This window comes from Phyllobacterium sp. P30BS-XVII (genome assembly GCF_014138335.1).
GTDB lineage: Bacteria > Pseudomonadota > Alphaproteobacteria > Rhizobiales > Rhizobiaceae > Phyllobacterium > Phyllobacterium meliloti.
On sequence record NZ_JACGXO010000007.1, the window covers coordinates 47,445 to 64,106 of the forward strand.

At 54.0% G+C, this 16,662-nt stretch carries 10 protein-coding genes; 6 read left to right on the plus strand and 4 right to left on the minus strand.

The genetic code is table 11. The features are described 5' to 3' along the window. Positions 1-6: 6 nt before the first annotated feature. From FHW17_RS18805 to tssI, 3 genes are read right to left on the minus strand one after another with little or no spacing between them, the layout of a single operon-like run. On the minus strand, positions 7-4,671 hold the full coding sequence (locus FHW17_RS18805; protein WP_182510548.1) for an RHS repeat-associated core domain-containing protein: 4,665 nt from the start codon (positions 4,669-4,671) through the stop codon (positions 7-9). 8 nt (positions 4,672-4,679) lie between these two features. Beyond that, positions 4,680-5,108, minus strand: coding sequence for a DUF1795 domain-containing protein (locus FHW17_RS18810; RefSeq protein ID WP_112528265.1), 429 nt, complete (start codon positions 5,106-5,108; stop codon positions 4,680-4,682). 5 nt (positions 5,109-5,113) lie between these two features. After that, positions 5,114-7,069 carry a type VI secretion system tip protein TssI/VgrG gene (gene tssI, locus FHW17_RS18815; protein WP_182510549.1) on the minus strand — a complete coding sequence of 652 codons (1,956 nt, stop codon included), beginning with the start codon at positions 7,067-7,069 and terminating at the stop codon, positions 5,114-5,116. Between the two features lie 446 nt (positions 7,070-7,515). Here tssI and FHW17_RS18820 point away from each other — a divergent pair, with 446 nt between their 5' ends. Next, on the plus strand, positions 7,516-9,849 hold the full coding sequence (locus tag FHW17_RS18820) for a tetratricopeptide repeat protein (protein WP_182510550.1): 2,334 nt from the start codon (positions 7,516-7,518) through the stop codon (positions 9,847-9,849). Positions 9,850-10,017: 168 nt separating this feature from the next. Here FHW17_RS18820 and FHW17_RS18825 read toward each other — a convergent pair whose 3' ends face one another. Beyond that, entirely contained in the window at positions 10,018-10,557 is a 540-nt protein-coding gene (locus FHW17_RS18825) for a hypothetical protein (RefSeq protein ID WP_112528269.1), read from the minus strand. Between the two features lie 378 nt (positions 10,558-10,935). On the opposite strand from FHW17_RS18825, the gene FHW17_RS18830 reads away from it, so the two are divergent. Genes FHW17_RS18830 through FHW17_RS18850 form a run of 5 tightly spaced genes read left to right on the plus strand, consistent with a single transcriptional unit; the run spans position 10,936 to position 16,656 of the window. Then, positions 10,936-12,768 (plus strand): ABC transporter substrate-binding protein, encoded by a 1,833-nt coding sequence (locus FHW17_RS18830; protein WP_210275955.1) that lies wholly within the window; start codon positions 10,936-10,938, stop codon positions 12,766-12,768. 23 nt (positions 12,769-12,791) lie between these two features. Next, entirely contained in the window at positions 12,792-13,754 is a 963-nt protein-coding gene (locus tag FHW17_RS18835) for an ABC transporter permease (protein ID WP_112528271.1), read from the plus strand. 1 nt (position 13,755) lies between these two features. After that, positions 13,756-14,703 carry an ABC transporter permease gene (locus FHW17_RS18840; protein ID WP_182510551.1) on the plus strand — a complete coding sequence of 316 codons (948 nt, stop codon included), beginning with the start codon at positions 13,756-13,758 and terminating at the stop codon, positions 14,701-14,703. Between the two features lie 7 nt (positions 14,704-14,710). After that, the gene (locus FHW17_RS18845; RefSeq protein WP_182510552.1) at positions 14,711-15,688 is read left to right on the plus strand and encodes an ABC transporter ATP-binding protein; all 978 of its coding nucleotides are present in this window, start codon (positions 14,711-14,713) and stop codon (positions 15,686-15,688) included. After that, positions 15,685-16,656, plus strand: a complete 972-nt coding sequence (locus tag FHW17_RS18850; protein WP_182510553.1) for a dipeptide ABC transporter ATP-binding protein — start codon at positions 15,685-15,687, stop codon at positions 16,654-16,656. Before FHW17_RS18845 ends, FHW17_RS18850 begins: the two co-directional genes overlap by 4 nt. Positions 16,657-16,662: the final 6 nt, after the last annotated feature.

Genomic DNA, 16,662 nt, shown 5'->3' on the forward strand with positions numbered 1-16,662 from the left:
GCATTATCAATACCTGTTAACTTCGTAGCGATCGAAGGTGACGACACCATCTTTTGGAAGACCGGCTATTTGTTCGGCATTTTTGCCATATAGTTCGACCGGCTTGCCTTGTTGAATGGCTTGCTGAATTTCCCTTTGTTGGGGCGTGAGAGACCGTCCTTCAGGTTTGGATTCAACAGCCACAAAACTACCGTCCTTCACCGCAACCCCGTCTATAACACTGTATTTGTCGGAGCCTGGCACTCGGGCGTAGACTTGGTCATGGTAGTCAAAACCTTCATTGGTATACTTATTTTTGACAGCAAGTTCGGCCACTCCACCAGGCTTTGTGCCGGGACCACTCCACTTACCATTTGCATCTCGAGGTTGTTCACCTACATGAGTGGCACACTCAGTCAAGCCTACCGGATCAACTCGCGTGGCAGGATTGGCCACGTATCCTTGCAGACGCGAACCGCCGATCAGCCCAATGGGATCGGGTGACAGATATTGTGCGGAATCAGGATCGTAATAGCGCTGGTGGTTATAGTAGAGACCACTTTCGCTATCTTCCCATTGGCCTTGAAAACGGAGAGGACAGTCAACAGTTTCGATCGGCTCATTGTCGTTGGCGGCGGGATCATCCGGCAAGAACTGTTGTTTATCGACTTGCCCCCAAGTCTGGAACTGGGCAGCCCAGACGACTTTACTGCCATCTTCGCTAATGAGTTCGCGCGGGGTGCCCGCCTGATCTGTCACCACATAGTGCAGACCGCCATTTGCGCCGAGTTGCGCGAGGGGCTTGAACGTGCCGGGTTCGTAGATCCAGTTCCGCGCCTGATCCCATGCCACCGTTCCATCCGCATAGACGGGTGCTTCGGCAATGAGCTGATTGCGGTCCCATTGGAACGCCGAGCCAACAGCAAGATCATGAGGTTTGCCCGATCCGCCAGACGTGGGATACCGCTTCTTGGTATTGTTGCCACCCTCAAATACACGTAGCCGCCTTATGCGACGACCAAGCGCGTCATAGCCATAGCGCCAGATTTCACCGTCCGGTGTCTCGAGTTGAACGAGCCTGTTCTGGCTTTCCCATTCATAGCGCCAGATTTTAGGCCGAAAGCCATCTTCCTCGTAGCGTTTCTCGATGACCCGTCCGCGTAGATCATAGGCATATCGGAAGTGTCCGCGTTTACGCACGCGGCCACCAGCGTCCTGTTCGACCGTCTGACCGGGGAGCGTTTCCTTGACCGATCGCGCCGGATCTTTCCCGCTCGTATAGTCTGCCAACGAAAGATTGTTGCAGGCATCATAACCGAAGCGCTCCATGAATGACGCGCCTGCAAAACGGCTTTGATGGGTCGTTTGAATGATCTGGTTTCGATCATCGTGGGTGAAACGCGTTTCCCCCCACCGTCCATCTGTGATGCCAACAAGATTGGCAGCAGGGTCCCATTGATAATGGCGATTGACCTTCAACGCACCCATAATCGTATGCCGACCGGGAAGCCGTTCACGTCCGGGCAAGCCGGTTAATTGGCTCGACACATCCCCGAATGATCCAGCGACCTGTGCTTCGAGCAGCCCAATCGATGAATAAGACTGGGCTTGAGCAAATCCAGCCTCGGTACGGCGTAGAACTTCGAGACCACGGGCATCTCTTGAAAACGCCATGGCATCATGCCCGGCGATTGATAGGGATTGCAGTGTGCCGACGGGATCATATGATAGCTCGAGCGCTGCAGCGTCACCTTCGCGCGTAACACGCCTCGACTCGCCTTTTGTATAACCTGAAACAACGGAGCGGCCATTCAGTTCTTCACGCGTTGCTCGCCCCAGTGCATCATATTCAAATTTAACAAGGGAATCGGCGTTCTCGGCAGAGGTAAGCAAGCCACGCTTATCATAGGTGTAATGTGTGCTGATCTTCTCGTCATCCCGAGCAACACTTACAGCCAAAACCTCATTGCGCTCGTTATAGTCATAGAATGTCTCTACACCATCCGCCGTGAACCGGGATATGGTTCGACCATCCGCATCACGCGCATAGCTTGTCGCAATCCCGCCAAACTCCTTTTCCCTGACGATGCGTCCAGCAGCATCAATAATAAGCTCGTAACGTTCCGACTTTGCGTTGACCAAGGCGGTCATGCGACCTTCGCCGTCATATTCGTAACGCAGGCGATTGCCAAAAGAATCCGTTGTCACAAGCGGCAGATCAAAAGGCCCGAATGAGAAATCACGTATATTGCCGTTGGCATCGATAAAGCGCGCTGGATTGCCTTCACTGTCATATTCAAATTGTTCACGGCTACCGTTCGCCAGCAAAACCTCACGCAACAAGCCTTTCGGATTGTGTGCATCACGCGCGTAGTCAAATCTGGTTTGATTGCCAAGTGCGTCGGTCGCCCACAGTAATCTGCCTTCAATATCATACTGCATGGTCCGCGTGTTACCGGCGGCATCCGTAACCGCGCGTGGCCGCATATAATGATCATAAAAGACACGGGTTTGCCCGCCATTGGGCTGTTCAATGCGCAGCACTTCCCCGCGTTCACCAACGCGCAGCGATGTGGTCTCCCCCATCTCATTGACCATCGCAATCATATTGCCGCGATTGTCATAGTGGTAGTTTCGACTGTTACCTTCTGCATCCGATGCGGATGCGAGCAAACCATCTGGCCCATATGACCAGGAAGAGGTTGCGCCGCTGGCATCCGTCAACGTGACCACATTGCCGATCTCGTCATATTGGAGTGTCGATTTCAGGCCCAGCGGTGTGGTAGCGGCAATAATATTGAACGATACGCCCCATTCGGTGAGCCATTCGTTCCCAAGCGGATCGATTTCTTTCCAGACCAGACCATCTTCATCGTAGAAATAGACGGAGGTTGCGCCGAGGCTGTCAGTGAAGCGGGTTATCCGGTTTTTGGCATCATATGCGAAATCACCAGACATATAGCCGGATGTACTGACAATGCTGCTGACGCGGTCTTCCTTGTTCCAGACATAGCTGACATCGCTTGCCTTGCTGTCATGCCAGCGGATGATGCGATCATGCTCATCATAGTAATAGCGCATATATCCACTCTGCGCAGAGCGTACTTCCTCGAGGCATCCGTGGGTGGTGTAAGACCACTTGACCATTTGCCTGGTGTCATCAGCAACGCCGGTGAAAACCGATTTAAGCAGCCAGTTCTCGGAATGAACAGTAAGTTCAAATCCATCCGAATGTATGACACGGGCAAGGCCATCAGGATCGTAAGTGAACTCCACCGTGTTGCCATTGCGGTCTTCGATGCGCGACAGCCACACACGTCCGAGATTGGCTTCTGCGAAGATGTAGTAAAGCTGCTGCCTGCTGTTCCAGATTGTAAAGGATTGCCGGTCCTCGGAAAAAAGCCGCAAATGCGGGAAACGGACATTTTCGGCGTCGATCTGCTCATAGGGAGCATGAAAACTGATAACCACTCCTTCGGGATCGTGGAACTGGACGACACCACCATTGACATGAAGATGTTGTGTCCAGTTGGACATCCAGCCCTTGCCAAGCAGGCCTGCTGCATTGCGCTGACATACCCGCTGAAATACGACCGGAATTGTACCCGGTAAATAGAGGTCAGTGCGTACATCAAAGAACTGGCCGGTGGCCACGTCAGCCGGACAGCCTCTGGTGGTGCAAACACCTGCTGGTTTGTTCTCGACCGGATGCGCACTGCTTTGACCTGGCTTTCGTTTGCTACTTGGCAGTGGCAGAAAGTTGAGAATGGCCAACCCCGTCCGGGTGATCCGTTTCATCCAACCGACATCGATGTCGAGCTGCTGCGGGTTGGTGTCGAGATCGATTACAATCGTTTTGCAACCATCATTGATAGTACCGTCGCAGGTTGTCTTGTGACCGATATGGGCAATTGCAAGACCATTGGCAAACACTGTCATGTTGCCCTGCGCGATCTTCTGGATGCCGTGATCTTCGCACACAACTTCGTCGGTGATGCGCGCTACAGGTTTTCCCTCGAAAAAGACATTGGGTGAGCCTTTGGATATAACCCCTTTATTGGTCCCATATTGTCCAGCAGCCGATGCGAAACCGGCGCCCAATCCGGCCAACGCTCCGCCAACGGCAGCGGCAGCGGCGAGCACAACAAGTCCTGTACCGAATGTGGCAACGACGAATATACCGGCTGCCAGTCCGGCGACTGCACCGAGGACAAGTGCGCCAAGCCCCCAACCGCTCTCATGAGCAATCGGATGCAATATATGGGCTGGCATCTCGCCATTCTGGGCTATTTTCTGGTAGCCCATGGCATCCATCGCCCAGTTTCCGAGTTTCTCACCGGCCCAAGCGCCAACCATCGCACCGGCCAAACCCGCTGCAACCGGGACAAGTGCTGTCCCCATCGCAGTTGCGCCACCAGCCAATGTTCCCGTCGCCATTGCTCCGGTCACACCGGCATAGCCAACCATTCCCCCTGTGACGGCATAATTGAAGGCATCGCTCTCAACGAAGTCGAGTGTTGAGTCCCACCCCTTAACGGCATCCGATCGTGCGGTGGGATCGTCGAGTGGCCCCATGTCATAAGTGGGGGTACCAGCCTGCGGCGTATTTGAGTTCGGCACACTGGTATAGGAACCGTGCCTGCGACCCGCAGCAACTGCTCCTCCCGTAGCGATGTTGTTAAGAAGAGACACTTGGGCTCTTAATCCTTGCGGTCAACAAAACGAAATGTATGCACCGTAGCAACAAGCTGCTTTTTCTGCGTTTCGGACATCTTCACCGGGCTGGACGCAGTAACAACAATAGCCTTGTTACGCTGCGATATCGTGGTGATGATCTGATGCATCAGCCCCTGCTTGGCCACCCAGGTACATTCGACCTGATGGGCCGGGTTACCGGATATCTGCACCGGAACTTTCTCAACGATGGTGAACTCATTCAGGGCCTTGGCGGCCTTGCCAAGTTCAGCGTCCACATACTCGTCAAACTGCATACCCCACGGCATTTCCTCGCGGGTAATGGTGAAGGTTAAACCAGCCTCAGAAGTGCCCGTACTTGAAATGATATTGATGGTCTGGTCTTTCCAGCCATCCGGGATCGCCATGTATCCCTCGTCGAAATGAAACATCATTCCGCTTATGCTCCGCCCTTGTCTTTGTTCAGATGAATATTGCCGGCAATCTGGTCAATGATGAGTGCATCCAACGTGATGACCGAGCCTGCGTGCTTGATGATGATGTTATTTTTCGTCAGGGTTATTTCGCTGACGCCCACTTTAAGGGTGATCTGATCATCGGCCGTATAGGTGATAAGTCCCGGTCCGGCCTTGCCAGCGATTGCATTGGCGCCGATGGTGTTGGCTTCGGTCTTGCGGGCCAAAGCTATCTTCTCGGAAAGATTACCCTGACCGATGGTCTTGGTTTCGTCACCTGTTTTGACGCTGACCGTCCGGTTGCCCTGGTCCAGTGTCTTGTGCTCATCACCCTGTTGCAGGGTGGTCGTTCTGTTGCCTTTTTCGACAGTGGTCGATTCATTGTCCTTGATAATCCGGCTCAGATCCTTCTGGGCATGGACGAAAATCTTCTCATTTCCATTGTCGTCATCAAACGACAGCTCATTAAAGCCCTGCCCCTTATGGGTCTGTGTCTTGAACCCGGATTTGGTTTTGGCGGCAGGAAGACCATAGGGCACTTTTTGCCGCTTGTTTGGCACCAGACCTGCTATCACCGGTCGATCCGGATCGCCGTCAATATAGGTGACCATGGCTTCCATGCCGATACGCGGTATGGTTTGCGCGCCCCAGCCAACACCGGCCCAGCTCTGCATGACGCGCATCCAGCATGTATCGGACCCATCTCTTTTGGCACGCCTGTCCCATGGGAACCAGACTTTCACCCGTCCATATTCATCGGGATGAATTTCTTCGCCGGATGGTCCTGCAATAATGGCGACCTGAGTACCGTCAATGCGCGGACGCGCTGTGGTGCGGTGCGGTGTTGCCGGAAGCCGCGCGGGAAGTGCGGCGAAACTATTGGTATAGTCCAGCGACCCGTCCTGAACCGTTTCATAGGAATGATCGACCATTTGATGGATAATGGCCGTCACCACATATTCTTCAAACTGGTCGTCAGCATGGGCGACTTCGTAAGGCTTGAACTTGCGACCGGCGGCAAGGGTTCTGACGGTCGATTCACCCTCAATCTGCTCATGATCAGATTCCGCTGCCTGCATGCGCAACTTCACTGCGGCTTCGTTGGAAGCGCCATCCATCGCCTTGGCCGGATATTCATACAATTCGTACTCGGTATTCTTCGGCAGCGAGACCAGCGAGGATGTCTTGCCACCTTGCGGGTCACTCGGCATTTCGAAGTTCCAGTCACCACCAGCTCTCTTACCCGGAATGAACTGGAAGTGCTTTTCGAAGCGGGTAATATGGTTCCGGTCACTGGAGCCAGCCGCAAGCCGCACGTCCGTGTCCTGACCTTCCGTATATCCATAGGAGTGGCTCGCAATGTGCAGCGTATGCTGACCTTGCTCATGCTCGAACCAGTAAAAAAGACCGTCCTGTTCAAGCCGACGTGTCAGATAGGCAAGATCGGTTTCATTCCATTGTACCGAATAGTGGATCGGAGCCGGGGGAGCAAACACCCCACCCGTAACCGGTGCCTTGATTCCGTGTTCGGAAAGCAAGGTTTCCGCGACTTGCAAAGTTGTTTTGTCCAACCAGATACGGCAATCGGAGCGCTGCGAGAGCAGCCATAGTTCAGGACGGATTGTCAGCCTGTATGCGCGAAGCCCGCGCGACACGGGAGGACCCTCCATCAGTCCGGTCACCAGACCGTTCCAGTACCGGCGTTCCCCATAAGCAATTTCAACCGACAGATCGGCCGTTTTGCCGACGATCTCGTCTGGTTTTACATCCAGTCGTTTGGACTTAACGACAACTTCGATTTCGAACAGGCCGTTGATCTTTTCCTGTATCTGCGACTTTTCGGGAAGAAGTACGTCCTCACCCAACGGCGTAGATAACCGCAAGAGTCGATCAGCCTGCTCCAACTCTGCTTCTACGAACTGATATGCCTCTCCAGACATCGGATTGCTACCCCCGTTTAACTGGCAGGCTGGAACATAGCCGCATCTTCCCGTTGTGCCAAGCATGCGGTTGCATTTCTTTCCGTCGCCCTTGGCGATCAAAAAAGACGCTCGTTCTGGAACACCAGGACGCTTTTTTGAAACCGATCAACCGTGAAGAAAATGCCAATAAAGTTTGGCTTGCGGTAGCCCGCAAACCGGATATAGACGCTCGAATTTCATTCTGATGATCACGACGAAAACCGAGCTTTGGCAGGCCTAAACACCGGCCTCATAAGCGGAACAAGGGTTCCATAGGGCTCACCGGATGGTTGATGACCCCTCAGCGTCCAATACAGGCCAGCCAAACGCCGCCGCATAGTGCGTTTACACTATAGCTCTCACTTTTGAAGTCGAGGAAAGCTGTTGGTATGATGTGCGTTCTGACCTGCAGCGGGGATTATCCTATGAAACGCGTATGTGCAGCTGGTTTCGGAATAATCGTACTTTTGTCCACAATTGCTCTGGCGGACGAGAAAAAGCTTCCGAGCGTTCCGACGCAGGCTATTCGCGAGTTAAACCAGATTATCCGTATTGATCCTTCAAATGCTCTGGCCTATGGCCGCCGCGGTAACGCTTATGTGGAGATAGGGGAGTATGACAAGGCAATCGCTGATTTTGATCAGGCTATTAAACTCAACCCTAAATTTGTCGTGGCCTACAACAATCGTGGGAATGCCAGTTTTCGCAAAGGTGATATGGATGCGGCGCTGAAGGACTTCGAGCGGGCAATAGCCATAGACCCCGGTTATGCAGCTGGTTATAACAGCCGCGGTGCGATTTATCTAAAGTTGAATAATTTTGATAAAGCAATTGCCGACTTCAATCAGGCGATCAAGCTCGACCCAAGATATGTGATGGCCTACAGCAATCGCGGGTTGGCGCGATACAGAAAAGGTGAAGTGGATACAGCACTTGCTGATTATGACCATGCGATTGAACTCGATCCGTCATATTCTGCGGCCTACAACAATCGAGGATATGCCCGATTTAATAGCGGCGAAGTGGACAAGGCTCTCATAGATTACGATGAGGCGATCAAACTCGATCCCAAAAATGCCGATGCATACGGCAATCGAGGCGAAGCGCGCATCAACCGAAAAGACTTTTCGGGAGCAATGGAAGACTTTGAAACTGCCATCAAACTCAATCCAAACCTTGCCGGTGCCTATGTTGGTCGCGGTGTTGTTTTTATCGCGCGCGGGGAATTCGCCCAGGCAGTTCCTGATCTGAATGAAGCACTCAAACTCGAACCGCAATCTATAAATGCTTACAAGAACAGAGGGTACGCCCGTGCAAAGATGGGGGATCTTGATGGCTCGATACTTGACCTCAATAAGGCGATCAAGGGCGGTCCAAATGACCCGTGGTCATTCAACTATCGTGGGGTGGCTCGTTACAGCCAGGGCAAGTTTGATGAGGCATTGGGCGATTTCGATCAGGCGATCAAGCTTAATCCCAGATTGGCCGATGCCTATAACGGACGCGGGCTGACCTACCTCAAACGCGGCAATATTGATGAGGCGATAAAAGATTTCGATCTTGCAATAAAATACGATCCGGAAACGCCGGCTCCTTACGGCAATCGAGGCGATGCTCACAAGGCCAAGGGCCATTGGGATAAGGCAATGCAAGACTTCGATCAAGCGATCAGGCTTGATCCTAAAAATGTGGAATCTTATCAACGCCGGGGATTGGCTCGCATGGAAAAGCGGGATTTTATCGGTGCCATTCCTGATTTTGACAGCGCAATCCGGCTCGATCCCACTGATTCCAGTGCGTATGTCGGACGTGGGTTAGCTTACGGGGAGACAAACAATTTGGACAAGGCACTTTCAGATCTTGATCAGGCGATCAAACTGAATCCCCTGGCGACTGCAGCTTACAAAAACAGAGGGTATGTTCGCGCGAGACGGGGGGATTTCGACGGAGCTATAAGTGATCTCAACGAAGCAAACCGGCAAAACCCGGACGACGCTAAACCATATTATTATCGCTGCTGGGCCCGTTCTCAAAAGGGTGAGCTTGGCGAGGCCAAAGGAGATTGTGATCAGGCAATCAAACTCGATCCTCAGCTGGTCGATGCCTATAATATCCTTGGGTTGGTCCGTTTCAAAGGCGGCGACGCCAATGGATCAATTGATGATTATAGCAAAGCGATCAATCTCGATGCGAACAATGCAGATGCATATGGCTTTCGTGGCAATTCCCGTCTTGTCCTGCGCGATTTTGACGGGGCGATTGCCGATTACGATCAGGTGATAAAACTTCACCCCGATTATCAGACAGCTTACAATAACCGTGGGTTTGCTCTCTTCAAGAAAGGAGATGTGGGCGCTGCAATAGTGGATTTCACCAATGCCATCAAACTTGATCCAAATTACGTGGAGGCATACAGCGGTCGTGCTCATGCTCGTCTGAGCAAAAGCTCTTTTCCCGACGCATTCGCTGATCTGATTGAGGTCGTCAGACTCAATCTTGGAAGCACGCCCACAGAACTCTCGCTCGCTGCCGAAAGCATCAAGACTGGCGACCCCGACCACAATATCGCTGAATTAAACGCATTGCTGGAAGCAGACCCGCAGAATGTTTCCCTCTATTTCAGGCGGGCAATTTTACAAGGCGTGAAGGGAAATCTCAACGGAGCCCTGTTTGATCTCGATGCGGCGCTCAAGATCAAACCGGAATACAAGCCCGCATTGTCCTTGCGCGATCACCTTTGGGGTGCAAGGAACAACTAAAGGACATTTGGGCAAAATCTCTGATGCTCGACGGAGAGCCGGGAAATCAATCCCATCAGGACCATGATGGGGTTGATCAATGCTGGCTCGTTCGTAAAGCTCGCAGTGGAACAGAGCCTGCTTAAACACCGTCAGCTTTGCTTCGAACGGATGGAGAATACGTTTTTACTAGGGTCGCAGAGCTGCCAGGAACCAGATCCAGCGGTAATTCTCATCTGTGTTGGTTGATTTTGGCAGCTGTTCGTAGGGCCAAACGACATAGAAAGGGCCACGATCCGCATCGGTCAGCACTCTGAATTCCTGATCTTTTGTACATGTGGCAGCCAGCCTGTCAGCATCCACGCAATCGACCTCTGTCGCCACGATAGGATCGAAGGCTTTGATTTCTTTTGTCTCCAGCTTGGCTTCAAAGCCATCAAGTGCGACACCTGTGACGGTCGCGGCATCTGCTGAACCATACTTGGCGAGGATATCTTTCAACGGAGCGCCACGATAGCGGCGTTTCTCGCCATTGGTCCATGGAGTAACTGTTTCCAGGGTCTTGGATGGGAATGCCTTACCCAGCTCTTCAACGGTAAAAGTTGCTATAGGCTTCCCCGCTTCCTTCTCAATGGTTAATACACTCGGCGCGTTTTGTGCGGCAGTTGCCAGAGTAATACCCGAGATGAGCATGAGGGAGGCAGCAATCGGAATTGTGTAATTACGCATGGACGTTCCTTTGGTCAGTTAGAAGGAGTGATCCAAACTCCCGATAAAGGAGTGGATATCGCCGGAGCATCGTTCGCTTGTCGAACTGCGTCTCTTTAACGGACGTTGCCTTGGCGGAAGCGCAGATGTTGATGACCTCTTCCCCAGATGATTCATTCGCCGCCAGTTATCCCGGTCTTATCGAATCTATTCAACCCCAACTTTATATGGTCTGAGTTAGACGAGAGCCATAGGCGAAACTCTCATTGCCGAAAGGGCGCTGCGGTGAGAAGATTTTGCTCAATCGGGCTCAAAATGGGCACAGTTCACTTTGTGCATATAATCTGGCGACCTATGCTCCCCTGATCAATTTGAGGGTGACATATGAGATTCTCCACAATGGGACTATTCGCGCAGCAGTTCGGATTTACCGCACCGGTTGAAGCTGTTCATACTGATGAACACCTCCGGTTGACTTTCATTTCGCGGGTGGGCAGGTTCCACCTTCCCGTCATGAAGGATATCGCTATGCGCTTCCATGATCTGATCCCGGTCCGCCGTCGCCAAACCAGCCTTGTTTCCCTCGCATTGATCATTGGTACCCTTGCCTTCAGCCCGTCCGCCCAGGCGGATGATGTGCTCCCGGATGGCACCACTCCTGCCACGGAGCTTTCACTGATCCCTGCCGTCGCCAAAGCACGCAAGGATACCGTAGTCGGAGCGATCAGCTCGCCACAGGGCATATTTAACCCCTATTTCTTCACCAATGGCTGGGATGAGAACGTCACCGATGTCATCTTCGGTCGGCTGATCAATTATGACAGTCACGGCAAACTCGTTGCGGAACAGGCAGACTCCTGGACCATCAGTCCTGATGGTCTGGTGTACACACTGAAGCTTCGCCCCGATCTGGTTTTCAGTGATGGTTCGCCGCTGACCGCCGAGGACGTGGCTTTTACACTAACCGTGCTGCATGATCCAACCTATGATGGAGAGACCGATATAACCCCCGCCGCCATAGTTGGCGGAGCCGAATATAAAGCCGGAAAATCGGATAGTATTTCTGGCCTCAAGGTGATCGACCCGCAGACGCTGCAAGTCACCGCCACACAGCCGGGCGCCAAGACGCCGTATCTGATCGGCGGCCCCGTGCTTTCCAAGGCGCATTACGGCAATGGTTTCGCCCGTGGCAAGCTGGATGGTATCCGCGCTTTGGGTAATAATCCGCTTGGTGCCGGTTCGTATGTTTTCGACAAGTATATTCCGGGGCAAGAAGTGCGGTTTCACGCCAACCCCCATTATTTCCGCGGCAAGCCGGGTGTTGAAAACTTCATCTACCGGATCACCTCGGATGCCACCAAGCTGCAGCTGTTCCAGACGGGTGAGACTGATTATGACGGCTTTTCGGTCAATCAGGACAATATTGATACGCTGAAGAGCCTCGGCTTCGCTGCTATCAATCTGTACGGTTCCAGCGATTATAGCATGATCGAATTCAACCAGAAAAAACCGGCGCTGCAGGACCCCAAGGTGCGCCACGCCCTGACATATGGGCTTGATCGGCAAACACTGGTCAGCGTGGTCTATCAGGGCTACGGACAGGTCGCGACTATACCCGTCGCGCCTATTTCATGGGCCTATGACCCATCCGGTATTGAACCCTATGCCTATGACCCGGCCAAGGCTGCCGCCCTTCTCGATGAAGCGGGATGGAAAGCCGGACCAGACGGCATCCGCACCAAGGACGGCCAGCGCCTGTCGTTGACATTGCTGGCAACCAAATCGCTGATCAACGACGCCTTGATCCCGATCGCCAAAGAAAACTTCAAAGCGATCGGTGTCGATCTGGTGCCTGAAGTATCCGATTTCAATGCCATGCTGGCCAAGATGAAATCTGGCAATTTTGATCTGGCGACCTACCGCACGTCAGGCATCAATGACCCGCATGATGGCGTCGAAGACTTTATATCTGCGACTGGAGAAATTGGCCGGCGCGGCTATCATAATGCTGATGTCGATCGGCTTGTTGATGCGGGCAATGCCACAACGGATATCGACAAGCGCAAGGCAATCTACCATGAGCTTTACAAGGTTCTGGCCGAAGATCCGCCGGTGATTTATCTGGCCTATCGCAAGATCCTGTCTGCTGCGGATGGCCGGGTCAGCGGCTTCAACCCTGATATCTACAACGGCATAATCTCCAGCCTGCCAAATCTGAAGATCGTGCAGTAACGTCACATGGCGTGCTGTCGAACATGAAAAACTTCATTATTCGCAGATTGTTGCTGTCGGTGCCGATGCTTCTTGGAGCCTCGGCACTGATTTTCTTTATCTTCGCCCTGACGCCGGGCGATTTCATTGACGGCAACATCAATCTGACCGCTGAACGGGCGGCGGAACTGAAGGCACTTTATGGCCTCGACCGGCCTGTTTTTGACCGGTATTTCGATTGGCTGGGTCACTTGCTGACGGGTGATCTCGGTTATTCCATGCAGTATCAGATTCCGGTGGCCAGTCTTCTCAACCAATACATCTGGAATTCCTTCCTTCTGGGCGGAACGGCGCTGCTTCTCTACTGGTTTGTCTCGCTGCTGGCTGGCATCACCGCAGCTGTCTGGCCCTATTCCTGGTACGACCGCATTGTGACGCTGGCGATCTTTGGCGCCATGTCATTTCCGGTTTTCTTCCTTTGTCTGCTCCTGATCAAATGGTTCGCGGTTGACCTGCGCTGGTTGCCGGTTGGCGGGATGATAAGCACCGGCAGCGAGACAACCGGTTTCGCGTGGGTCATCGAGGTGGCAGCTCATATGGTGCTGCCGGTTCTGGTGCTGACCGCATTGCAGGCCGGAAGCCTGACGCGCTACATCCGCGCCAGTATGCTTGAGGCACTCTCGATGGACTTTGTGCGCACCGCACGGGCCAAGGGATTGAAAGAACGAACCGTCATTTTCAAACATGCCTTGCGCAATGCGATGTTACCCATGATCACGCTTCTGGGCTTCGAACTGCCCGGCCTGTTCTCCGGGGCCATTGTCACCGAGAAGATTTTCAATTGGCCCGGCGCCGGGCACATTCAGATCGACACACTGGCAGCGCGTGACTATCCGGTGCTTATGGGCTTCACTATGGTTCTGGCCGCAATGACCATACTTGGCAATTTGCTGGCTGACATTGCCTATGCCGCCGCTGATCCTCGAATCCGGCTACGGCGAGGTTAGAATGGTTTCCTTCAATCCTTTCCGCCGAAACCAAACACGTCAGGTCGAACTGCTCGCACTGACCGGGCATCTCGGCTCGACGCGCTCACCGCTTGGCGACGCATTGTGGCGGATGCGCCGCAACGCCACTGCCATGACCGCACTGGCTGTGCTGCTGTTGATCGTTCTCATCTGTGTGGTTGGACCATTCGTCAGCCGCTGGGATTTGAACGCCACCGATGCGCTCAGCGTCAACCGCCCGCCAAGTCTGAAGCACTGGCTTGGAACGGATTTCCTCGGACGCGATATTATGGCAAGACTGATGTCAGCCGGTCGTATTTCACTGACGGTCGGCTTGGCGTCGGTATTCCTGTCGGTGGTCATCGGCTACATTGCGGGCGCGATTGCCGGTTATCTCGGAGGCCTGACCGACGCCGTGATTATGCGTGGGGCCGATCTCGTGATGACAATCCCGACGCTGCCTCTTCTCATTATCATTGGTGCCGTGCTGTCCGAGTTGAAGGTACCACCTGATCAGCGCATCTATCTCGTCATCCTCATGCTTAGTCTGCCGAATTGGGTAACGGTCGCGCGCCTTGTGCGGTCCCAGATCCTGTCACTGCGTGAGCGTGACTTCATGATAGCGACGGAGGTTTTAGGTCTGCCTTTGCACCGGCGGCTGTTCCACCATCTGCTGCCCAATACGGTACCAATCCTGATCGTGGCGGCAACCATAGGCGTTGCCAGTGCCATCCTGAATGAGGCCTATCTCAGCTATCTCGGCCTTGGCGTGGTTCCTCCGACGCCATCCTGGGGCAACATGATGGATACCGCCAACAGCTTTGTCGATTTCCAGCGCAGGCCCTGGTTGTGGATGCCGCCGGGCGTTGCAATCTTCCTGACTGTGGTTGCCATCAACATAGTGGGCGACGGGCTGCGCGATGCACTCGACCCAAAGATGAAACGGTAAGCCGAACATGCCCCCGCTTGTCGAATTCCAGAGCCTGTCGACTTATTTTAAAACCGATGAGGGCGTCGCCCGCGCCGTTCAGGATGTCAGCTTCACCATTGGCGAAGGCGAAACTGTTGGTGTGGTTGGCGAATCCGGTTGCGGCAAGAGCGTGACAGCACTGTCGCTGATGGGTCTGGTCTCCCGCCCGAGCGGATATATCGCTGGCGGTCAGATCTTGTATCGCGGCCAAGACCTTCTCACCCTGAAGCCGGAAGCTATGCGGACGATGCGCGGCAACGAAATCGCCATGATTTTTCAGGAGCCAATGAGTTCGCTCAATCCAGTCCTGACTATCGGCGAGCAGATTGTCGAACCGTTGATCGAGCATCGCAAGATGCCACCAAAAGCCGCATGGGCAGAGGCAATTGCTCTCCTGGCACGCGTCGGTATTGCCCGGCCCGAGCGGATTGTCGAAGGCTATCCACACCAACTTTCCGGCGGCATGTTGCAGCGCGTGATGATTGCCATCGCCCTCAGCTGTAAACCAAAACTGCTGATCGCCGACGAGCCAACAACAGCGCTTGATGTAACCATTCAGGCTCAAATCCTGGATCTGCTCAATCGGCTGAAACAGGATGAAGGTACGGCTTTGATGCTCATCACGCATGACCTTGGACTGGTGGCGGAACTGGCTGACCGGGTGATCGTGATGTATGCTGGCCGAGTGGTTGAAACCGGTACGGTTCGTGACGTGCTGCGGCACCCGAAGCATCCCTACACGCGCGGCCTGCTCGCCTCGCGGCCGGTTCCGGGGCAACGGTTACGCCGTCTGGTTTCCATTCCGGGTCAAGTCCCCAGTCCAGCCCGGCTCCCTGCCTATTGTGCCTTTGCCGAACGCTGCTTTGCTGCGGTCGATATCTGCCGCTCCGGCATTCCATCGCTGGGACTGGCAAGCTCGCCACATCGTGCTGCCTGTTTCCTGGCTCAGTCGGGGGCGATATGACAGACGTTTCCGCTTTGCTTGAAGTCGAAAACCTCAAAGTTCATTTCCCGATCCGTGACGGGCTATTCGGTCAGGTCTCAGGCCATGTCAGGGCCGTCGATGGTGTGAGCATTCGTATCCGGCGTGGCACCACTTTCGGACTGGTCGGCGAATCCGGCAGTGGCAAGTCGACACTCGGACGGGCCATGCTTGGGCTCTACAAACCAACAACCGGCACTGTTCGCTTTCATGGCAAAGACATTCAAGCCGGTGGCCGCAAGGCGCTGGCAGCGCTGCGACCGAAAATGCAGCTGGTGTTTCAGGACCCTTACGGCTCGCTCAATCCACGGGTTCGGGCTGGCGATGCGATCGGCGAAGCGCTTCTGACGCATGGGCTAGTCAGGAAAGCCGAGTTACGCGACACGGTGCTCGAAGTGATGCGCATCTGCGGCCTTGCGCCATACCAATACGCACGCTACCCGCATGAATTCTCCGGCGGCCAACGCCAGCGTATAGGCATCGCCCGAGCACTGGCATTGAAGCCCGAATTGATCATAGCCGACGAGCCCGTCTCGGCGCTTGACGTTTCGATCCAGGCCCAGATCATCAATCTGTTTTCCGACCTCAAGGAGCAACAGGGACTGACCTTCCTGTTCATCTCGCACGATCTGGCTGTCGTCGAGCATCTTTGCGATGAAATAGCCGTCATGTATCTCGGCGTGATCGTTGAGACGGCGAGCCGCAACGCGCTGTTTGACCAGCCACGTCATCCCTATACGCAAGCCCTTTTATCGGCGATTCCCGTGGCTGATCCGGACGTACGGCACAACCGGGTTGTACTGCAAGGTGAGTTGCCAAGCCCCGCCTCGCCACCAGCCGGGTGTCGTTTTCATACCCGCTGTCCATTGGCAGTCGACCGTTGCAGGATTGAAGTGCCGGAACTACGGACGCTGGACAAGGGCCATCACGTTGCCTGCCACCTCGCCTAGCATAAT